The sequence below is a fragment of the Stenotrophomonas pictorum JCM 9942 genome (assembly GCF_001431585.1).
GTDB classification, from domain to species: domain Bacteria; phylum Pseudomonadota; class Gammaproteobacteria; order Xanthomonadales; family Xanthomonadaceae; genus Stenotrophomonas; species Stenotrophomonas pictorum.
In genome coordinates this window covers 1-20366 of sequence record NZ_LLXS01000005.1, presented here as the reverse complement: position 1 = coordinate 20366, position 20366 = coordinate 1, and the positions used below count along the sequence as shown (strand labels likewise).

18 protein-coding genes are annotated in these 20366 nt (G+C 66.0%); 9 read left to right on the top strand and 9 right to left on the bottom strand.

What is annotated here, in order from left to right:
- Positions 1 to 191: 191 nt before the first annotated feature.
- Positions 192 to 1556, bottom strand: coding sequence for a glutamate--cysteine ligase (locus ARC78_RS01325; protein ID WP_054658183.1), 1365 nt, complete (start codon positions 1554 to 1556; stop codon positions 192 to 194).
- A gap of 161 nt (positions 1557 to 1717) precedes the next feature.
- On the opposite strand from ARC78_RS01325, the gene ARC78_RS01320 reads away from it, so the two are divergent.
- A complete protein-coding gene (locus tag ARC78_RS01320; protein WP_057505568.1) occupies positions 1718 to 2422 on the top strand; it encodes a VIT1/CCC1 transporter family protein in 705 nt (234 codons plus the stop codon).
- A 42-nt stretch (positions 2423 to 2464) separates the two neighbouring features.
- Here the strand turns inward: ARC78_RS01320 and yihA are convergent, their stop codons facing one another.
- Positions 2465 to 3100, bottom strand: a complete 636-nt coding sequence (gene yihA, locus ARC78_RS01315) for a ribosome biogenesis GTP-binding protein YihA/YsxC (protein ID WP_054658180.1) — start codon at positions 3098 to 3100, stop codon at positions 2465 to 2467.
- A 231-nt stretch (positions 3101 to 3331) separates the two neighbouring features.
- Here yihA and ARC78_RS01310 point away from each other — a divergent pair, with 231 nt between their 5' ends.
- The 4 genes from ARC78_RS01310 to ARC78_RS01295 all read left to right on the top strand — a co-directional run bounded on the left by ARC78_RS01310 (position 3332) and on the right by ARC78_RS01295 (position 6585).
- A complete protein-coding gene (locus tag ARC78_RS01310; protein ID WP_057505567.1) occupies positions 3332 to 4117 on the top strand; it encodes a c-type cytochrome in 786 nt (261 codons plus the stop codon).
- 98 nt (positions 4118 to 4215) lie between these two features.
- Entirely contained in the window at positions 4216 to 4860 is a 645-nt protein-coding gene (locus ARC78_RS01305; RefSeq protein ID WP_054658178.1) for a thiol:disulfide interchange protein DsbA/DsbL, read from the top strand.
- Positions 4861 to 4977: 117 nt separating this feature from the next.
- The gene (locus ARC78_RS01300; RefSeq protein WP_057505637.1) at positions 4978 to 5775 is read left to right on the top strand and encodes a thiol:disulfide interchange protein DsbA/DsbL; all 798 of its coding nucleotides are present in this window, start codon (positions 4978 to 4980) and stop codon (positions 5773 to 5775) included.
- 72 nt (positions 5776 to 5847) lie between these two features.
- Positions 5848 to 6585, top strand: coding sequence for an endonuclease/exonuclease/phosphatase family protein (locus ARC78_RS01295; RefSeq protein ID WP_172675130.1), 738 nt, complete (start codon positions 5848 to 5850; stop codon positions 6583 to 6585).
- Between the two features lie 70 nt (positions 6586 to 6655).
- Here the strand turns inward: ARC78_RS01295 and ARC78_RS01290 are convergent, their stop codons facing one another.
- Positions 6656 to 7063: an ExbD/TolR family protein gene (locus ARC78_RS01290; protein ID WP_054660477.1), complete on the bottom strand. Its 408-nt coding sequence runs from the start codon at positions 7061 to 7063 to the stop codon at positions 6656 to 6658.
- A gap of 202 nt (positions 7064 to 7265) precedes the next feature.
- On the opposite strand from ARC78_RS01290, the gene ARC78_RS01285 reads away from it, so the two are divergent.
- Entirely contained in the window at positions 7266 to 9233 is a 1968-nt protein-coding gene (locus tag ARC78_RS01285; RefSeq protein ID WP_057505566.1) for a transglycosylase SLT domain-containing protein, read from the top strand.
- A 42-nt stretch (positions 9234 to 9275) separates the two neighbouring features.
- The gene (locus ARC78_RS01280; RefSeq protein ID WP_057505565.1) at positions 9276 to 10496 is read left to right on the top strand and encodes a multifunctional CCA addition/repair protein; all 1221 of its coding nucleotides are present in this window, start codon (positions 9276 to 9278) and stop codon (positions 10494 to 10496) included.
- Here the strand turns inward: ARC78_RS01280 and ARC78_RS01275 are convergent.
- From ARC78_RS01275 to ARC78_RS01250, 6 genes are all read right to left on the bottom strand, one after another.
- Positions 10493 to 10927, bottom strand: a complete 435-nt coding sequence (locus tag ARC78_RS01275; protein WP_054658038.1) for an SseB family protein — start codon at positions 10925 to 10927, stop codon at positions 10493 to 10495. The two genes, ARC78_RS01280 and ARC78_RS01275, sit on opposite strands and share 4 nt — an antisense overlap.
- A gap of 72 nt (positions 10928 to 10999) precedes the next feature.
- Positions 11000 to 12067: an acyltransferase family protein gene (locus ARC78_RS01270; RefSeq protein WP_054658040.1), complete on the bottom strand. Its 1068-nt coding sequence runs from the start codon at positions 12065 to 12067 to the stop codon at positions 11000 to 11002.
- A gap of 17 nt (positions 12068 to 12084) precedes the next feature.
- A complete protein-coding gene (gene nagA, locus ARC78_RS01265) occupies positions 12085 to 13227 on the bottom strand; it encodes an N-acetylglucosamine-6-phosphate deacetylase (RefSeq protein WP_057505564.1) in 1143 nt (380 codons plus the stop codon).
- Complete coding sequence (locus ARC78_RS01260; RefSeq protein WP_054658042.1) at positions 13227 to 14255, bottom strand: SIS domain-containing protein; 1029 nt, start codon at positions 14253 to 14255, stop codon at positions 13227 to 13229. The genes nagA and ARC78_RS01260 overlap by 1 nt, the downstream gene beginning before the upstream one ends.
- 6 nt (positions 14256 to 14261) lie before the next feature.
- Positions 14262 to 15338 carry a LacI family DNA-binding transcriptional regulator gene (locus tag ARC78_RS01255; RefSeq protein ID WP_054658044.1) on the bottom strand — a complete coding sequence of 359 codons (1077 nt, stop codon included), beginning with the start codon at positions 15336 to 15338 and terminating at the stop codon, positions 14262 to 14264.
- A 43-nt stretch (positions 15339 to 15381) separates the two neighbouring features.
- Positions 15382 to 16671 (bottom strand): sugar MFS transporter, encoded by a 1290-nt coding sequence (locus ARC78_RS01250; protein WP_054658046.1) that lies wholly within the window; start codon positions 16669 to 16671, stop codon positions 15382 to 15384.
- A 366-nt stretch (positions 16672 to 17037) separates the two neighbouring features.
- Between ARC78_RS01250 and ARC78_RS01245 the strand changes: the two genes are divergently transcribed.
- Both ARC78_RS01245 and ARC78_RS01240 read left to right on the top strand, forming a co-directional pair.
- Entirely contained in the window at positions 17038 to 18072 is a 1035-nt protein-coding gene (locus ARC78_RS01245; protein WP_054658048.1) for a glucokinase family protein, read from the top strand.
- Between the two features lie 76 nt (positions 18073 to 18148).
- Positions 18149 to 20366: TonB-dependent receptor (locus ARC78_RS01240; protein ID WP_057505563.1), on the top strand; the 2218-nt coding region annotated here is incomplete at its 3' end.

Genomic DNA, 20366 nt, shown 5'->3' with positions numbered 1-20366 from the left:
GGCTCTATCCGCTGGCGTCCAGGTGCGGATGCCTCGCACCGTTGAAACAGGAAATCCCCGCCACCGGCGCAGCACCCGTGGCAAGGGATTGATGGCAGCGCACGATGTCGCCGCTGCCCGGCAATGGACTCGATACGCGGCGCTGCCGGCAGGCGGTGCGCATTACGCGGGTTACCGCGCGGCAACTGTGTTCAGTACGCGAACTCGGCGAACAGCGGGTCCACACGGCCGTTCCAGCGGCCGTGGAACAGGTCGAGCTTGCGCTCGGCGGCGGTCTTGCCGGAATCGACGATCTCCTGCAGCACGTCCAGGAAATGGGTTTCATCCTGGCCATCGGCATTGAGCGCGGCGCGCCGACGCAGGCCGTCGCGCGCGATCTCCAGCGCGCGAGCGGCAAGATCGCGCACGGTGCCGTTGCGGAACGGCAGATGCAGGGCCTGCTCCGGCACACCGTCACGCAGGGCATGGCGCTCGGCCAGACTGAAATCCTTGACCAGGTCCCAGGCCGCATCCAGCGCGGTCTGGTCATACAGCAGCCCCACCCAGAACGCCGGCAGCGCGCAGATGCGGCTCCACGGACCACTGTCGGCACCGCGCATTTCCAGATACTTCTTCATCCGCACTTCCGGGAACGCGGTGGTCATATGGTCCGACCAGTCACGCAACGTGGGCAGTGCGCCCGGCAGCACCGGCAGTTTGCCCTGCATGAAGTCGCGGAAGCTCTGGCCGCTGGCATCGTGGTAGATGCCGTCACGGTAGGAGAAGTACATCGGCACATCGAGCAGATAGTCGACATAGCGCTCGTAACCGAAGCCATCCTCGAACACGAAGTCGAGCATGCCGGTGCGGTCGGCATCGGTATCGGTCCAAATGTGCGAGCGCCAGCTCAGGTAGCCGTTGGGCTTGCCTTCGGTGAAGGGCGAGTCGGCGAACAGCGCGGTGGCGATCGGCTGCAACGCCAGCGACACGCGGAACTTCTTCACCATGTCCGCCTCGGAGGCGAAATCCAGGTTGACCTGCACCGTGCAGGTGCGGGTCATCATGTCCAGGCCGAGCGCGCCGACCTTGGGCATGTAGTTCTTCATGATCTGGTAGCGGCCCTTGGGCATCCACGGCATGTCCGCACGCGTCCACTTGGGCTGGAAACCCATTCCCAGGAAGCCCAGCTGCAGCTCGCCGGCCACCTGCGCCACCTCGTTGAGATGGGTGCCGGTTTCCACGCAGGTCTGGTGGATGGTTTCCAGCGCCGCGCCGGACAGTTCCAGCTGCCCGGCCGGCTCCAGCGACACCGAAGCATTGTCACGCAGCAGGGCGATGGTGCGGCCGTTTTCCTGCACCGGCGCCCAGCCGAAGCGGGTCAGCCCGGTCAGCAGCGCCTCGATGCCACGGTCACCGTCGAAGGCCGGCGGACGCAGGTCATCGAGGCGGAAGCCGAACTTCTCGTGCTCGGTACCGATGCGCCATTGCGCCTTGGGTTTTTCACCCGACGCGATCTCCTGGACCAGTTGGTCGCGGTCGGTGATGGGGGTATCGGCGACGTGGCTGGGGCTCGACAAGGGCTGGCTCGCACTGGGGGAATGAAGGCGCGATGTGGGGTCCGGAGCGGTCCATCGCAAGGCGGCACTATATCGCGCCACCTGCACCGGCCATGTGGACAGTCGCGGATTTCAGCATCCCAGCTATGGCGGCTTGACGGGCGCGGCCGCTACACTGGGGCATGGACCGTAGCCGTCATATGCACTACGAAAGACACCGTTCCGACCGGGTTGGCTGGCTGCGGGCGGCCGTGCTGGGCGCCAATGACGGCATTGTCTCCATCGCCGGACTGGTGGTGGGGGTGGCCGCTGGCGGCGCCAGCGCCACCACGATCATCGCCAGTGGCGTTGCCGGCACGGTGGCCGGGGCGATGTCGATGGCGGCGGGGGAATACGTATCGGTCAAATCACAGGCCGATGCCGAGCACGCCGATCTGGCCCTCGAACGCCGCGAGTTGCGTGAAGACCCGCACAGTGAGCTGGACGAGCTGACCCGCATCTACCGCCAACGCGGACTGGATGAGGAACTGGCCCGTGCCGTGGCCGAGCAACTGACCGCACACGATGCCTTGGCGGCCCATGCCCGCGATGAACTGGGCATCACCGAAACCCTGCGTGCCCGGCCGCTGCAGGCCGCCGCGTCCTCGGCCGCGGCTTTCATCGTCGGTGCCGCACTGCCGATGCTGACCGCGCTGCTGGTTCCCGCTGCCCACGTGACGCTGGCAACCACCCTCGCCACGCTGATCGGGCTGTGCCTGACGGGCGCCTTGGCAGCCAGCCTGGGCGGCGCCTCGCCAGGACGCGGGGCTTTGCGGGTCACGTTCTGGGGAGCGATGGCGATGGCCGCCGCCGCCCTGATCGGACGGCTGTTCCAGATTCCGGTCTGATCCCCCACCGCGCCACGCACCGGGGTGTGGTGGAGAGGGTCCTTATCCGGCAGCGGTATCGGTATCGGCGACGGTCGGATTCAATCCCAGCCAGCCACCGACAACCAGGCGGGCTTCATCCACACCCTGCTTGGATTCGCTGGAGAAGCACTGCACGCTGACGCTGTCGCCAAAGCGCGAGGACAACTCTTTCTTCACCTGTTGCAGGGTCTGCATCTGCTGGCCCCGACCGAGCTTGTCGGCCTTGGTCAACAACGCATGCGCCGGCAGGCCGCGCTGCACCGCGTAACCGAGCATCTGCAGGTCGTATTCCTTCAACGGGTGCCGGATGTCCATCACCACCACCAGTCCCTTCAGGGCCTCGCGGGTGCGGAAATATTTCTCGATGAAGGCCTGCCAGTGCGCTTTCAGGTCCAGCGGCACCTTGGCGTAGCCGTATCCGGGCAGATCGACCAGATGCGCCTGGGGGGTGACCTGGAAGAACACCAGCTGCTGGGTGCGGCCAGGTGTTTTGGAGACGCGGGCAAGTGCATTGCGGCGCGTCAGGGCGTTCAGGGCGCTGGACTTGCCGGCATTGGAGCGACCGGCAAAAGCCACTTCATTGCCGATATCCTCCGGCAATTGCTTGGCATTGTGGGCGGAAAGCAGGTATTGGGCGCGTTCGAGGAGCTGTGACATGGGCATAGGATCGCATGTTGCGGCGCCGCGCGCCGGGTCCGATTGATGGCCGCTGCGGCATTTCCCCCGGCAACGGCGAAAAATCCCTCCCCCGGGCCACTACGCCCCCTTCGGCACCGTGCCCGTGCGGTTTTTGCTGCAGTGCTGCGTTGACCCTGCCGCGAAACGGCGTTGATAATCCGGGCGATGCCGGCGGAAGCCCCGCCCGGCCGGTCCACACGGAGCTTCCGCATGCGCCATGCTCGTGTTCTTGCCGTTGCTGCACTCGCTGTACCGCTGATCGCCGTCGTCGCGTTTGCGCAGAGTTCGGTGAGCGCCGTCCCCGACAATGCGCCGGTGGCCGTGGCGCCGCTGGAAATCGATTTCAGCAAGACCCGCCCTGGTGATGCCACCGCCGGACAGGCCAAAGCTTCCACCTGCGCGGCCTGCCATGGCGCCGACGGCAATTCGCCGATCGATATCTACCCGCGCCTGGCCGGACAGAGCGAACGTTATGTCGCCAGGCAGGTGGCACTGATCGCCAACGGCCAGCGCAACGAAGGCGCGGTGGCGGCGATGGTGCCGTTCGTGCAGAACCTCACCGCCCAGGACATGCGTGATATAGGCGCCTACTTCGCCACGCAGAAAAGTGGCGCCGGCGTCGCCGATGATGCACAGGTCAGCGAGGGCCCTTATGCCGGCATGAAGTTCTTCGAGATCGGGCAGAAGCTCTACCGCGGCGGTGACGCCAGCCGCGGCATTCCCGCGTGTATCGCCTGTCACGGGCCCACCGGCACCGGCAATCCCGGTCCGGCCTACCCGCACATCGGCGGCCAGTACGCCGGCTACGTGGCGCAGCGCCTGCAGCGCTACCGGGCCGGGCAGACCGGGGAAACCGATGCGGCCCAGTTCAAGATCATGGCGCAGGTCAGCCAGGCACTGACCGGGCAGGAAATCCAGGCGCTGGCCAGCTATGTGCAGGGCCTGCATGATCGGGCCGATGACGCCACGGTGGCCGCTGCCCCCGCTCAACCCTAGCCCGCGCAGGTCGCTGCGGCGACCGGCAGGTGCTGTTCGCAGACGCGCCGGCCCCACCAGGTCGGCGTCTTTATTTTTGACTGGAGACTTTTAGCCCTATGTCGTTTCTCTCCCGCCTGATGGCCCTGATGCTCGCCCTGGCGCCGCTGGCCGCCACTGCCGCCCCCGCCACGCCGGTGGAAGGCCAGGACTATGACCTGATCGCCGCCCCCGGGCCGTTCGCACCGCTGGCCGGCAAGATCGAGGTGGTCGAGCTGTTCGGCTACACCTGCCCGCATTGCGCCCACTTCGAGCCGCTGCTGGAGGCCTGGGCCGCCAAACAGGCCGGCGATGTTCGGCTGACGCGGGTGCCGGCGGTCTTCGGTGGCTACTGGGACTCCTATGCCCGCGCGTTCTATGCCGCCGAACAGGTCGGCGTGCTCAAGCGCAGCCACGGCGACATGTTCCGCGCCCTGCATGAGCAGCGCAGCCTGCCGGTACAGAACGTATCGCCGCAGGAACTGGCGAGCTTCTACGCCAGCTATGGCGTGCAGCCGCAGCGCTATATCGAGGCGCTGCGCAGCCCCGAGGTCGACAGCAAGCTGGAAAGTGCGCGCAGCTTTGCGATGCGCGTGCGTGCACCGGGCACACCGGCGCTGATCGTCAACGGCAAATACCTGGTCAAGGGCCGCACGTTCGAGGATGCCGTGCGCATCACCGATGCACTGATCGCCCGCGAACGGGCTTCCGCCAAACGCCGCTGAGCGGCTTCCTCGCGGCCGACTGCCGGTTCAGCCGCGCCTGCACATAATGTCATCATGTGTTCTCCGGCCGCTCCGCGCGGCCCGATGAACCCCAAATTTCCGCTGGAGATCCACCCGATGAAGATCCGCTTCGCCCTGGCCCTGATGGCCCTGCTCCCGTTGATGGTCGCCTGCAAGGCCCAGGATGGCTCGGCCGACACCACCGCTCCGGCCACCCCGGCCGCGCCGGAAGCGGCGCCGGCTCCGGCCGCCACCGAACAGGCACCGGCCGCGGACGCCAGCACTGAGGCCGCCGCTCCGGCAGCGCCAGTTCCGGCCGCCGCCCGCCTGGTTGGCCCGGAGCCGGTTGCCGGCACCGACTATGTGGCCATCGAAGGCGGCCAGCCGTTCCAGCCGGCCACCGGCAAGATCGAAGTGGCCGAGATCTTCGGCTATGTCTGCCCGGCCTGCGCCCGCTTCCAGCCGCTGGTGAGCTCGTGGAAGGCCGGCCTGCCGGCGGACGTGAACTTCGTCTACGTGCCGGCCGTGTTCGGCGGCACCTGGGATGACTATGCGCGCGCCTTCTACGCCGCCGAAGCGCTGGGCGTGCAGGACAAGACCCACGATGCGCTGTATTCGGCCATCCACATCGAGCAGACCCTGAAGGGCGAGCGCGGCCGTGACTCGGTCGAGGACATCGCCAACTTCTACGGCAAGCACGGCGTGGCGCCGAAGACCTTCGCCGACACCATGGGCAGCTTCTCGGTTTCGGCCAAGGTCAACCGCGCCAAGCAGTTCGCCCAGCGCAGCAAGATCTCCGGCACCCCGTCGCTGATCGTCAACGGCAAGTACCTGGTCAAGGGCCAGGGCTGGGAAGACATGCTGCGCATCGCCGACCACCTGGTCGCGCGCGAACGCGCCGCCAACGCCCGGTAAGGTATCAAGGGCCTCGGAATCCCGGGGCCCTCCAGTCGCACTATCGTGAAATCCCCCACCAAAACGCTGCGGCTGTTGACCGCGAACATCCAGGCCGGCTCGAGCACCCGTCGCTACAGCGACTATGTGACCCGCAGCTGGTCGCATGCGCTGCCCGCCGGGCAGAAACGCTCCAGCCTGGACGCCATCGCCCAGCTGGCCAGCGGGCATGACATCGTCGGCCTGCAGGAAGCCGATCCGGGCAGCCTGCGCTCGGGCTTCACCAACCAGACCCACTATCTGGCCCAACGCGCCGGCTTCAATTACTGGAGCCACCAGCCGAACCGGCGCATGGGCGGTGTGGCCTCCAGCGCCAACGGCCTGCTCAGCCGCCTGGAGCCGGTGGAGGTGCAGGATCACCCCCTGCCCGGCCGTATCGGCGGCCGTGGCGTGCTGCTGGCCCGTTACGGGGATGGCAAGGAAGGGCTCACCGTGGCCGTGGCGCATCTGTCGCTGGGTACCAATTCGCGCATGTCGCAGCTGGATTTCATCTCCGACCTGCTGAGCGATCACCCCAACGCGGTGCTGATGGGGGACTTCAACTGCATGGCCGATCGTCCGGAGATGCAGCTGCTCTATCGCAAGACCCGGCTGCAGCCACCCGGTTGCCTGGTCCCGACCTTCCCCAGTTGGCGCCCGGAACGGGCCATCGACCATATCCTCACCAGCGACACGCTCAATGTGGTGGATACGCAGGCGGTACCCGCCGCCTATTCGGATCATCTGGCAGTGAAGATGGAAGTCCAGGTGCCGGAAGAAAGCCTGCGCTGATCCACCGCGCAGATACGGGAAAAGGCCGGCAGATTGCCGGCCTTTCCATCGGTGCCATGTCGCGGCGCCGCTATTGCACGAAGGCGATCCGCTCCATCCCGGCGTTGCTGGCCGCCGCCAGAATCCGCGCCATCACGGCGTACTCCGCGCCCGGATCGGTGGCGATGCGCAGCTCCGGCAGATTGCCCGCATGGGCCTGCGCCTGTTCCTGCAGGCGGGTCTGCACATCGGCCAATGCCAGTGGTTGGCCATTCCAGCGGAGCTGGTTGCCGGCATCCACCCGCAATTCGATCGGCGGCGGTGGTTCAAGCCGTGGGGGTGGCGTGGTGGTGGGTTGCGGCAGGGCCACGGGAATCGGATAGGACACCAGCGGTGCGGTCACGATGAAAATGATCAGCAACACCAGCATCACATCCACCAGCGGCGTGACATTGATCTCGGCCAACGGTCCAGAATTGCCCTTCGCACTGAATGCCATGGTCTTCCCCTCCCGTGGAGGCCGCTCGCCTCATGGCCGACACTAGCGCCGATGATGCAAGCGGCGGAGGTCCGCAGCCGACGGATGCAGCCGGCGTTCCGCCTGTCATCCCGGCATCGTTGCGCAGGTCCCGGCCACCGGCATTCATCATCGAGCAGGACTGGCGCACCGCCGTTGACACCCGCGCCGCTATGCTTCGCGCATGAGTCGATTCTCCCTGCTGCCCCTGGGCATTTTCCTTTCGCTGGCCACGGCCGGCCTCCACGCCCAGAACGTGGAGGCGCAGCGCGCCGCCCTGCGTACCGCCATCGCCAATGCCGAGGCCGGCAAAGCCGACGATGCCTCGATAAGCGGTCTGCGCAACCATCCCCTGTATGGCTGGCTCGAGTACGCCCGTCTACGCCGCAACATCGACACACTGGCGACCTCGCAGGCGCAGGACTTCCTCAAGCGCTACCAGGGCCAGGCGGTGGCCGAGACGTTCCGCGCGGCGTGGCTGCCGGCGCTGGCCCGCCGCCAGGACTGGCCGACGTTGCTGGCCAACTACACCTCCAGTACCGATCCGGGCCTGCGCTGCGCCGTGCTCAATGCCCGCCAGGCCACCGGCAAGGCCGATGCGCAGTGGACCAGCGAGGCCCAGGCGCTGTGGCGCAGCAGCGGCAAGTCCCTGCCCGATGCCTGCGATCCGGTATTCGCGGTGCTCGCCAGCCGCGGTGGCCTGCCTGCCGCGTTGCGCTGGGAACGCATCGATGCCGCCGCCGATGCCCAGCAACCCGCGGTGATGCGCGCCGCCGCGCGCGGCCTGCCTGCGGCCGAACTGGCCCAGGCCAACGACTACGCCGCCTTCGTCGACAAGCCCGACGCCCGCGCCCTGAACTGGCCGAAGAACGAGCGCAGCCGCCGCATCGCCACCGATGGCCTGGAAAAGCTGGCCAAGACCGACCCGGGCGCCGCCGAGCAGCAGCTGCCGCAGTACACCCGGGCCTTGGAGCTGAGCGCCGCACAGCAGGGACAGGTGCGTTACCAGATCGCACTGTGGACAGTGGCCTCCTACCTGCCGGAGTCGGCGCTGCGGTTGGCCGCGGTACCCGAATCGGCCTATGACGAACGCCTGCACGAGTGGCGTACCCGCGAAGCGATGGCGCGCGGCGACTGGCCGGCCGCGTTGGCCGCCATCCGCAAAATGCCGCCGGCCCAGCGCAACGACTCGCGCTGGCGCTGGTTCGAAGGCCGTCTGCTGGAGAAGACCGGCAAGTCGGCCGACGCCACGGCGCTGTACCGCGCCGCCGCCAGCGAGCCGACCTTCCACGGCTTCCTCGCCGCCGACAAGCTGAAACAGCCCTATGCGCTGTGCCCGTGGAATCCGGGCGACAGCGCCCAGGCAAAGAGCAGCGTCGCCCGTGACCCCGCACTGGTGCGCGCCTTGGAACTGTTCAAGATCGAGCGCCCGCTGTGGGCCGCCCGCGAATGGGCCGATGCGCTGTCGCGCTTTGACGACACTCAGCGCCGGCTCGCGGTGGAAGTGGCCAGCGACAACGGCTGGTTCGACCGGGCCGTGTTCGCGCTCAAGGGGCCGCAGGAGCAACGCCTGTACAAGCTGCGGTTCCCGCTGCACCACGACGACAGTATCCGCCGCGAAGCCGCGCGCAACGCGCTGGACCCGGCCTGGATCGCCGCGGAAATCCGCGCCGAGAGCATCTTCAATCCCAGCGCGCGCTCACCGGCCAACGCGATGGGCCTGATGCAGGTGCTGCCCGCCACCGGTGCCAGTGTGGCCAAGCGCATCGGCCTGAGCGGCTATGGCGGCGCGGCCAGCCTGTACGACCCGGACACCAATATCGCCATCGGCAGCGCCTACCTGCGCCAGCTGATGGACAAATACAACGGCCAGCCCTACGTCACCATCGCCGCCTACAACGCCGGCCCGACACCGACCGCACGCTGGCAGTCGCAGCGCCCGGACTTTGATCCGGATTTCTGGATCGAGACCATCAGCTACAAGGAAACCCGCGAGTACGTGGCCCGCGTGCTCGCCTTCAGCGTGATCTACGACTGGCGCCTCAATGGCGACGCCGCCACCCTGAGCGAGCGCATGGTTGGCAAGATCGACACCCGCCGCAAGCCGTTCACCTGCCCCAGCGTACCGGTGGTGACCAGCGGCAGTCGCTGAAACGCGCCCCTGATGCCACTGCGAGTGCGGCATCATGTGCCCATGAAGATCTATCTCGTTGGCGGCGCGGTCCGCGATGCATTGCTGGGCCTGCCGCCGGGTGACCGTGACTGGGTGGTGGTCGGTTCCACCCAGGCGGAAATGGAAGCGCAGGGTTTCAAGGCCGTGGGCCGCGATTTCCCCGTCTTCCTGCATCCGCGCAGCGGCGAGGAATACGCACTGGCCCGTACCGAACGCAAGTCCGGCCGCGGCTATCGCGGCTTCGTGGTCGATGCCGATCCTTCAGTGACGCTGGAAGAGGATCTGCAGCGCCGCGACTTCACCATCAACGCCATTGCCCGCGACCAGGACAGCGGCGAGCTGGTCGATCCCTGGGGTGGCGTGCGTGATATCCAGCAGCGGGTGCTGCGCCATGTCGGTCCGGCGTTTGTTGAAGACCCGCTGCGCGTGCTGCGCGCGGCGCGGTTCCTGGCCCGCTTCGCGCCACTGGGGTTCACCTTGGCGCCGGAAACGGCCGCACTGATGCGCCAGATCGCCGAAAGCGGTGAGCTGGAGGCGCTGGTACCCGAGCGCATCTGGCAGGAGACCCGCAAGGCGCTGACCTGCAGGCAGCCCTCGACCTTCCTGCGCAGCCTGCACGACACCGGCGCGCTGGCGGTGATCCTGCCCGAACTGGATGCGCTGTACGGGGTGCCACAGCGCGCCGAGTTCCACCCGGAAATCGACACCGGCATCCACCAGGAAATGGTCAGCGACATGGCCGCGCAGCTGGCGCCGGGCGATGACCTGATCGGCTTTGCCGCGCTCACCCACGATCTGGGCAAGGCGCTGACCCCGGCCGGTCAGCTGCCGCGCCACATCATGCACGAGCAGCGCGGCCTGAAGCCGCTGGCCAAGCTCTGCGAACGCCTGAAGATTCCGGTCGATCACCGCCAACTGGCCGAAGCGGTCTGCCGCGAGCATCTCAACGTGCACCGCATCGATGAACTACGTGACGCCACCGTGCTGGAACTGATCTCACGCTGCGACGGCTTCCGCCGGCCCGAGCGCATCGCGCAGATGGCGCTGGTGTGCGAATGCGACAAGCGCGGGCGGCTCGGCTTTGAAGACAGCGACTATCCACAGCGCAGCACACTGCAGCGCCTGCATGCCGCCGCCCTGGCGATCAATGCCCGGGATATCGCTACTGAGGGGCTGAAAGGCCCCGCCATCGGCGAGGCCTTGGCCAAGGCGCGCATCCGCGCCATTGGCGCGGCGCGTTAAACCCCTGCGGCGCGTACCAATGCCGCGGCGCGCTGTTTCAGCTGTGCCACCGCGTCGGGGACCATTTCCATGCCGACGTCGAAGCCCGGGTTGAGCACGATGCCCACGCCATCGGCGATACCGCCCAGCAGCCAGCGGAAATCCAGATGCAGCGCGTTTTCGAACGCGGGCACCTGCTCGCTCCAGACCACCGCTCTCTCGGGCGCGGAGAACACCGCGAACATCGGCTCGTTGGCGTCATTGGTCAGCACCAGCGGGTTGATGGTTTCATCCCAGTCGCCGCCTTCGGGAATCTCTTTGTCCAGCAGCACAAAGACCTTTTCATTCAGCAGCGAATCGAGGAAATCCGCCGGGCTGACGACCGCTTCCTGGGTTCGCAGCAGACGGACTTCCAGATCGTTGAGCGGGGTGAAAGGGACTTCAGTGGACATCGGTGTTCCTGGAGAAATGGATTACGCCGGCGACTGTACCAGCCTCATCCTGCCCGCCGCAGCCCGGCGCTGTCAGATCTTCAGATAGATCTTGCGCCGGTCCATCCACGCCATCGGCAGCCACCACACCCCGACGAAGGCCAGCGCCATCGTCAGCGAGGCCATCTGCGCCCCCGCCAGCGGCGTGATCCAGCGGTCGAACACCTGCGTCCACAGCCCGCTCCAGACACCCGCAGCTATCAACGCCAGCACCATCGCCGACGAGCCGGCGTAAGCAGTGATCGCATTGACGCCGAAACGGCGCCCCAGCGCCGGCCAGTGGCGGAGGTCGATCAGCACATGGGCCACCCACAGGCAGGCGAACGCCCAGCCGGCGGTCCACAGCACGTAGGACGGGGTCCACAGATTCTTGTTGAACGGCAGCCACGGCGACCACGCCAGGCCTCCCGTCAGCAGGATCAGCGCGCCTATCAGCAGATGTCTGCGGCGTTTGCGCAACAGCATCCCGGCCTGCAGGCCGATCAGCGTCGAGGCGAGCGCACCCAGCGTGGACAGCAGGCCTTCCGGATCGTGGCCGTGACCGGTGGCCACCTCGTACTGGTACAGCAGCGGCCCCAGCAACGCCGTATCGATGCGGCTGGACAGGTTGACCAGAGGCTCCAGCGAACCACCGGCGGCCAGCAGCACCGCGTAGCCGATCAACACGCCCCCGAGCAGCAGCCACTGCGCCAGCGGTCGCAGCCAGATTGCAGCCATGCCGGCCAGCGCGAAACAGATACCGATGCGCTGCAACACCCCCCATGGCCGGTAGTGCGGCAGGTCCAGCCACCACCACGCCAGATAGTGCAGCAGCAGCCCCAAGCCGAGAATGCGCAGCGCGCGCAGCAGCACGGTGCGAGCGAGCCGCGCGCGGTCCGCGTCCTGTTCGACCCTCGGCACCACGCCCAGTGCAATCGACACACCGACGATCACCAGAAAGAACGGAAACACCAGATCGGTCAGCGTGCAGCCATGCCAGTCCGAATGCAGCAGCGGCGCATAGACATGACTCCAGCTGCCGGGATTGTTGACCAGCAGCATCGCCGCGACGGTGATGCCACGCAGGGCATCAACCGAGGCGAATCGAACGGGCTTGTCCATTTTCCAGAGCGACGTTGTCAGTCGCGCTGACCGGCGATCCAGGTGGCCTGGACCTGCAGGTCCCGGTCCAGCAGGACGAAATCGGCCTGATATCCGGCCGCAATCTGCCCGTAGCGGTCACCCAGCCCGAGAAACTGCGCCGGATAGGTCGAAGCCATGCGTGCGGCCTCCGCCAGCGGCAGGCCCAGCAGCTTCACCGTGTTGCGCACAGCGGTGACCATGTCCAGCGCGGAGCCGGCCAAGGCACCGGCGGCGTTGCGCACCACGCCATCCACGGCAGTGATGACTTCGCCATACAGCTCGAACGCCGGATTGTCCGAGCCCACCATTGGCATCGCGTCAGTCACCAGGAACACCTTGCCGCGCGGTTTGGCCGCCAGCGCCACGCGCAGGCTGGCCGGATGCACGTGCACCCCATCGACGATCACCCCGCACCAGCTGCCGGCATCTTCCAGCGCGGCGCCGACGGTACCCGGATCACGCCCCTGCAGCGGCGACATCGCGTTGTACAGATGGGTGAAACCGGTGAGGCCGGCGTCCAGTCCGGCGCGGATTTCCTCGTAGGTCGCTGCGGTATGGCCCGCGGCAACGATCGCACCGTTGGCGACCATCTGCTGGATCGTCGCGGCCGGCACCCGCTCCGGTGCCAGCGTGATCAGAGTGATGCCGTTGTCCAGCGACGTCACCATCTGGACTTCGTCGGCATCGGGCACGCGGAACTTGCCGGCATCATGCGTGCCCTTGCGCGCCGGGGCGATGTAGGGCCCTTCAAGGTGGATGCCGAGCACACCCGGCACCTGCGCCGCGATGGCGTCGCGGATGGCCTGCAACGCACGCGCCATCACCCCGGCATCGTCACTGATCAGTGTCGGCAGCATGCCGGTAGTGCCATACCTGCGATGGCCGGCCATCATCGTGCGCAGCGCTTCCACATCGGTCCGGTTGTTGAACAGCACACCGCCGCCGCCATTGACCTGCACGTCGATGAAGCCGGGCATCAGCCAGCCGCCGCCCAGATCCACCACCTCGTCGGCAGCGGCCAGTTGCGGATCATCGGCAGCGGCGAGCGCAACGATACGGCCGTCGTCGATCAGTACCGCGACATCGTCACGGAAGTCCTCGCCGGCAAGGATGCGGCCGTTGCGCAGTACCGTTTTCATCAGACCGTTTCCGTGACCTTGTTCAGATGCGGCGGCAGATCCGGGTTGTTGCCCCGACGCAGCGCCAGCGCATTGATCGCACGGTAGAAGCTCTGCACGATCAGCAGCGGCGCACACAGCGGATGGGGTGCCGCCGCCACCGGCAGCGCGCCACCTTCACCGGCCAGCCACACCTGGGCGCCACGCGCGGCGAATTCCTCGGCCACGGCGCGGGTGCCGGCGCCGGTTTCATCGGGCATCGCGAACGCCAGTACCGGGAAATCCCTGCCGACCAGCGCCATCGGACCGTGCTTCACTTCGGCCGAGCTGTAGCCCTCGGCGTGCAGGCCGCAGGTTTCCTTGAACTTCAGCGCCGCTTCCTGTGCCGCTGCCAGACCCGGGCCGCGGCCCAGCACAAACAGGTTGTGCGCACCGGTCAGACCGTCGGTCACCGCCGACCAGTCGCATTCCCATGCCTTGGACAACGCTGCCGGCAACTCGTCCAGCGCGGCGATCAGCGCCGGATCGTTCTTCCAGTGCGCGCCCAGCTGCAGGATCGCCGCCAGCGAGGCCAGATAGCTCTTGGTCGCCGCGACACTGCGCTCGATGCCCGCCCCGAGCGGGATCACCGTGTCGGCCAGCTGCGCCAGCGGCGAATCCTCGACATTGACCAGCGCCACCACGCGCGCGCCGGCGACCTTGGCAGCCTCGGCATTGCGCAGCAGGTCCGGGCTCTTGCCCGACTGGGAGATCACCACATACAGCGCGCCACGCACCTGCAACGGCGCCTCGTAGACCGAACCGACCGATGGGGAGGCCGAGGCGGTGACCAGGCCCAGCCGGGTTTCGAACAGATACTTGGCATAGGTAGCCGCGTGATCGGAGCTGCCACGTGCACAGGTCACCACGAACGGCGGCGGATTCTGCCGCAGGTCGGCGGCCAGCGCCTGCACCACATCGCGGTTGCGGGCGAACTGGGCGGCGATGACGGCGGCGCTTTCGGCCGCCTCACGGAACATCAGGGTTTCGGTCTCACTCGGCAGTGCCATGGATCGTTACTCGGACAGGTCAGGGGGAGAGGAAGGAGGCCGCGACGACTGTTGACGCAGCGGCGCGGTGGAGCCACGCACCACCAGCTGCGGGACGAAGCCCTGGTTGTGCAGCTGCATGGGGGTGTCGTCATAGGCGTCGCTGCGCAACTGGCTGATCAGCAGCCGCGCGGCATGCCGGGCGATATCACCGGTGGCCTGCTTGGCGGTGGTCAGTGCCGGCCAAGACTGGCGGGAGAAAGGACTGTCCTCGAAACCGGCGATGGACAGGTCATACGGCACGTTCAAACCAGCCGAGTTGGCCGCCGCCAGCACGCCGGCGGCGATCTCGTCGTTGGAACCGAAAATCGCGGTGGGCGGCTCGCGCAACGCCAGCAGGCGGCGCGCGCCACGGAAGCCGTCATCGAAGGTGTAATCGCCCGGCACGACCAGGTGTTTGTCCAGCGGAATGCCGTAGTCCTTCAGTGCCGCCTCGTAGCCGGCATAGCGCTCGCCGCTGGAGCGGTGTGAAATGCCGCCCCACAGGAAGCCGATGCGCTGGTGACCCAGCTGGATCAGGTGCTCGGTGATTTCATAGGCCGCATCGCGGTCATCGACGAACACGCACGGGCCATCGCCCGGGTCCTCGGTGGCGGCGATGATGCGGACCGTCTTGATGCCACGGGCATTGAGCGCGGCGACCAGCTCCGGGCGCTCGGACATCGGCGCGGTCAGCACCAGTCCGGCCAGACGCGAGCGCTGCACCGAATCGGCCAGCTCTTCGGCCAGCATCGGCGAGGTGGAATCACAGGGATGGATCTGCAGGCCGAAGCCGGTTTCCCGGCAGGCCGAGAGCACCCCGTTCTGCACGCCGATGATGTGGTACGGGTTGGGGTTGTCGTAGACAAGCCCGATCACGAACGTGGTGTTGCTGCGCAGATTGCGCGCCGACGGGTCCGGCTCGTAGTCCAGCTCGGCCACCGCACGCAGCACGCGCGCACGGGTGGCCTGCATCACCGATGGCTCATTGTTGATGACGCGCGAGACGGTCTTCAACGAGACCTTGGCCCGCTCGGCGACATCCTTGATGGTGGGTCTACGCATAACTGTTTCCCGCGTTGGCTCGATTCCCGCCATGATGCTCGATTCAGCGGCCACGTGCCTTGCCTGCGTTGTGCCCCACCGTGCCGAAATACAGGATGTACAGGTAGCAGGGAATCATCAGTGCCGCGAACACCAGCTGGAAGTGTTCCGGATAGGCGTGCTTGAGCAGCGCGAAGGCCTGCGGGATGATCGCGCCGCCGGCAATACCCATCACCAGCAGCGCCGAACCGGTCTGGGTGAAGCGGCCCAGACCACGGATCGCCAGCGGGAAGATCGCCGGCCACATCATCGCGTTGGCAAAACCCAGTGCGGCCACAAAACCGACCGACACATAGCCATGGGTGAAGAATGCGCCCAGGGTGAACAGCACGCCCAGCACCGCGGACACGGCCAGATACTTTTCCTGCGAGATGAAGCGCGGGATAAGCGCCAGCCCCACGATGTAGCCGACCAGCATCGCGAACAGCGTGTAGGAAGTGAACAGCTTGGTGCTGTCCAGTGGCAGGCCGAAGGCATTGCCATAGGTACCGATAGCATCGCCAGCCATCACTTCCACGCCCACGTAGACAAACAGGCACAGCACGCCCAGCCACAGATGCGGGAACTGGAAGATGCTGCGCTTTTCGACCTTGCCGTCATTGGCGACCGCATTGGCCTCGTCGGCACGCACTTCCGGCAACGGCGAGAACAGCACCCCCACCGCCACCAGCAGCAGCACGCCGGCAATTGCCAGATACGGAGTATGGATCTTGGCGGCGAAGGCATTCAGCAGTTCGCTCTTGGTGGCGGCATCGGCCGCCTGTACCTGGGTTTCCAGGTCACCGATGCCTTGCAGCACGAAGGTGCCGATCACCACCGGCGCCAGCATGCCGGCGATCTTGTTGCAGATACCCATCAGCGCGATGCGCTGCGCGGCGCCTTCGATCGGGCCAAGGATGCTGATGTAGGGATTGACCGCGGTCTGCAGCAGCGCCATGCCGCCGCCAATGACAAACAGCCCCCCCAATGCGCCACCGAACCAGCGCTGCGTGGCGAACTCGCCGAAGGCCATCGCACCGACCGCCATCACCGCCAGGCTCAACGCCAGACCTTTCTTCATCCCGGTGCGATTGAGGATCCACGACGCCGGCAACGCCAGGAAGAAATAGGACAGGTAGAACACCATCAGCACCAGGAACGCCGACACCTCGCTCACGTCGAAGGCCAGGCGGACAAAGGTGATCAGCGGACCATTGATCCAGGTACAGAAACCGATGATGAAAAACAGCACGCCGACGATGGCGATGGACGACACCATGCTGGTGCGCGGCGTGGAAGCGGGAACAGCAGACATGGGAAAGCTCCTGCGGATGCGGGAGACGGATCGAGCCGCCTGGCGATTACGTGGGAACAACGTTGTCACATATATGGTTTGCTGCTGACAGATTTGTCAACAACACCTGCCAGCAACGGTGGCTTGCTCGGCGTCCAGCAGATACCGGCAATCCTTTTCGTACCAGCGCCTTCCCAATAAAACCGCGTGTTTCAGCTGTTTCAAACTATCGGATGCAACAAAACCGGCGGATGCAGGAATTGCGCGAAGCACGCCGCAGTGCAGCATCGAAAGTTGCAACTATTCGTTGACATCGTTGTCAGAACGATTACAGACTCGGCCCCGATTGGCGCCCCTGCGGGCGCTCCCACCTCACAGGGAATTCGAGTGACCGCTGTCGTCCCCCCACAACAGAGCAACTGTCACGAACACGCCTCCCGGCCCTTCTTCGCGGCGGATGTCGGCGGTACGCATGTACGTGTCGGCCTGATCCAGACCGGAGACGGCGACAGGCCCGCAATCGACGTGCTGTCCTACCGGAAGTACCGCTGCGCCGACTACCCGGGGCTGGACGCGATCCTCTCCGATTTCGCCAGCCACAATCCGACGGTTGCCGATTGCGTGATTGCCACCGCCGGCTATGCGCTGGCCGATGGCAGTGTGATATCGGCCAACCTGCCATGGCCGCTATCGTCGCGGAAGATCCGCGAGGATCTGGGCTTCAAGAGCGTCTACCTGGTCAACGACTTTGAAGCCGTCGCGCATGCGGCCGCGCATATCGATGACAACCAGGTCCTGCAGTTGACCGGTCCAAGCCAAACCCCGGCAGGCCCGACGCTGGTGATCGGTCCTGGCACCGGACTCGGCGCCGCCCTCTGGATTCCGGCTGGCACGCACTCGATGGTCCTGCCCACGGAAGCCGGCCAGGCGTCACTTGCGGCGACCACCGAGCTGGAAATGGCCGTGCTGCAGCAGATGCTGCGCACCCGTCCGCACGTGTCCATCGAACACGCCCTGTCCGGGCCGGGACTGCTCAACCTTTACAACGCGCTGTGCGCGGTACGCGACATCACGCCCATCCACATCACGCCCGATGCCGTCAGCGCCGCCGCCTGCGATGGCAGCGACCCGCATGCGGTGGAAGCCCTGCACCTTTTCTGCGGAATCCTCGGCTCGACCATCGGCGATATGGCCCTGCTCTACGGTGTGCAGGGCGGCATCTATCTGGCGGGCGGCATCCTGCCAAAGATCAGCCAGTTCCTTTTGAACAGCACCTTCGTCGAACGCTTCCTCAACAAGGGGCCGATGCGCAAGGCACTGCAAAGCATTCCCGTGAAGCTGGTAGAGCACGGGCAACTGGGCGTCATCGGCGCCGCCAGTTGGTATCTGGAAAAGTCGGCCAAGCAAGCCCACGCAGCATAAGCAACAGATCCACCAGCACGACCTGCAGTAACGCGGCACATCCGTGCCATTCAATCTGATGTTGAGGAGAGACAACATGCATCGTAGAACCCTGCTTTCAGCGGCGATCGTCAGCTGCCTTGCGTTCAGCGCCCACGCACAGGACGCCAACCAGACCGCGACCGACCTGGACACCGTGACCGTTACCGGTATCCGTGGCTCTATGGAAAAATCGCTCGACACCAAGCGCGAAGCCAACTCCCGCGTTGAAGTGGTCACCGCGGAAGACGTGGGCAAGCTGCCGGCACACAACGTGGCCGATACCCTGCAGCGCCTGCCGGGCGTGAACATCAGCTCATCTTCGGCCGATGAAGGCGGCTTCGACGAAGCCGACCGTGTCAGCCTGCGTGGCACCAGCCCCAGCCTGACCCAGACCCTGATCAACGGCCACAGCGTGGGCTCGGCCGACTGGTTCGTGCTCAGCCAGGGCAGCAACGTTGGCCGCAGCGTCAGCTACACGCTGCTGCCGTCCGAACTGGTCCGCTCGGTGGAAGTGAACAAGTCCTCGCAGGCCAAGCTGCAGGACGGCGGCACCACCGGTACCGTCAACATCATCACCCGCAAGCCGCTGGAATTTGCAAACCAGTTCACCGCTGAAGCGTCGGTCGGCATGGTGCGTTCGGATCAGGCCAAGTCCAACGACCCGCAGCTTGCAGGTCTGTTCAATTACAAGAACGAGGACAGCACGTTCGGTGTGATGGTTCAGGCCTTCAGCCAGAAGCGCGAATTGCGTCGCGAGGCACAGGAAATTCCGGCAGGCTTCGCCCAGATCGGCGCCAACTCCGCTGCCGCCCAGAGCAACCCGGACCTGGCCGGCGTCTATGTCCCGGCGCTGCTGGGTTCGACGCTGTTCGAACAGACCCGTGAGCGCAAGGGCGGCCTGATCGGCCTGCAGTTCAAGCCGGCTGACAACCTCACGCTCGGCCTTGAAGCCTTCAGCTCGAAGATGGACGCCAACAACTACAACCGCAACTTCATGTTGTGGGGCTCGAGCTTCGCCAACAGCCAGGCACCGGACGCTGGCTACATCGTCAAAGATGGCGTGCTGACCAATGCCACCTATACCGGCAGGCCGGGTACCGACTATGCCGTGTACGACATGATCTACCGTGAAGCCACCGCAAAGAGCAACTACATCACGCTCGATGCCGACTGGCAGATCAACGACAACCTGAGCGCGAAGTTCCAGGCCGGCAACACCAAGGGCACCGGCTCGACCCCACGGCAGTTCATTGCCGAGGTGACACTGGCCAATGGCGGCGGCGCCAGCTGGACCACCCATGGCAACAGCGCACCGGTGGACTGGAGTGTTGGCGGCGACATCAGCCCCGCCGGGGTGACCAGCTTCGGCACCTGGGGCAACCAGGAAGTGACCGCCGAAGACCAGGAAAAGTGGTTCACGGCCGACTTCAGCCGCTACTTCAATGATGGCGGCACGCTGTCTTCCATCGAGTTTGGCGCCCGCTACGCCGATCACAAGCGAGAGGCGCTGTCGCCCGAGGGGGCCAGCCCGGGCGACATCTGGTCGGCCCTGAAGGATGGCGCTACCGCCAACTATCCCGGCGGCTTCGCTGGCGGCATCGGCGGCAACTTCCCGCGCAACCTGTGGTACTTCACCCCGGGCGCGCTGAAGGATGCGATCCTGGCCAACTCGACCTGGCTGTCGAATGACGATGGCCCGACCGGTCGCCACAATTACGGCGGCGAATGGAAGGTGGCGGAGAAGAACTTCGCTGGCTATGTGCAGGCGAAATTCGCTGGCGACCGCTGGAGCGGCAACGTCGGCCTGCGTTACGTCAACATCGACCAGGACATCAACACCTACCAGGCGGTCACCGACGCCGCCAACGCCGATGTGAGCAGCCTGTTCGGCCAATGGAAAGCCCTGGCCTACAACAACAAACACGACCGCATCCTGCCCAGCGCGAACCTCAAGTTCGACATGGCCGATGATCTGGTGTTCCGTTTCGCCGCCTCGCAGACCCAGACGTTGCCCGACTTCTCGGCACTGGGTGCTTCGTCGTGGGGTTCGGACTTGAGCCGCACCGGCGGCGGTGGCAATCCGAAGTTGAACCCGGTGCTGTCTACCAATTTCGACGCCAATCTGGAGTGGTACTTCATGCCGCGCGGCCTGCTGTCGGTTGGCGCGTACTCAATGAACCTGAAGGACTACGTGGCCTTCGGCACCGAAACCCAGATGCTGTTCAGTGAACTGACCAACCAGTTGGAGGCCTATGGTAATCCCCCCGCAAAAC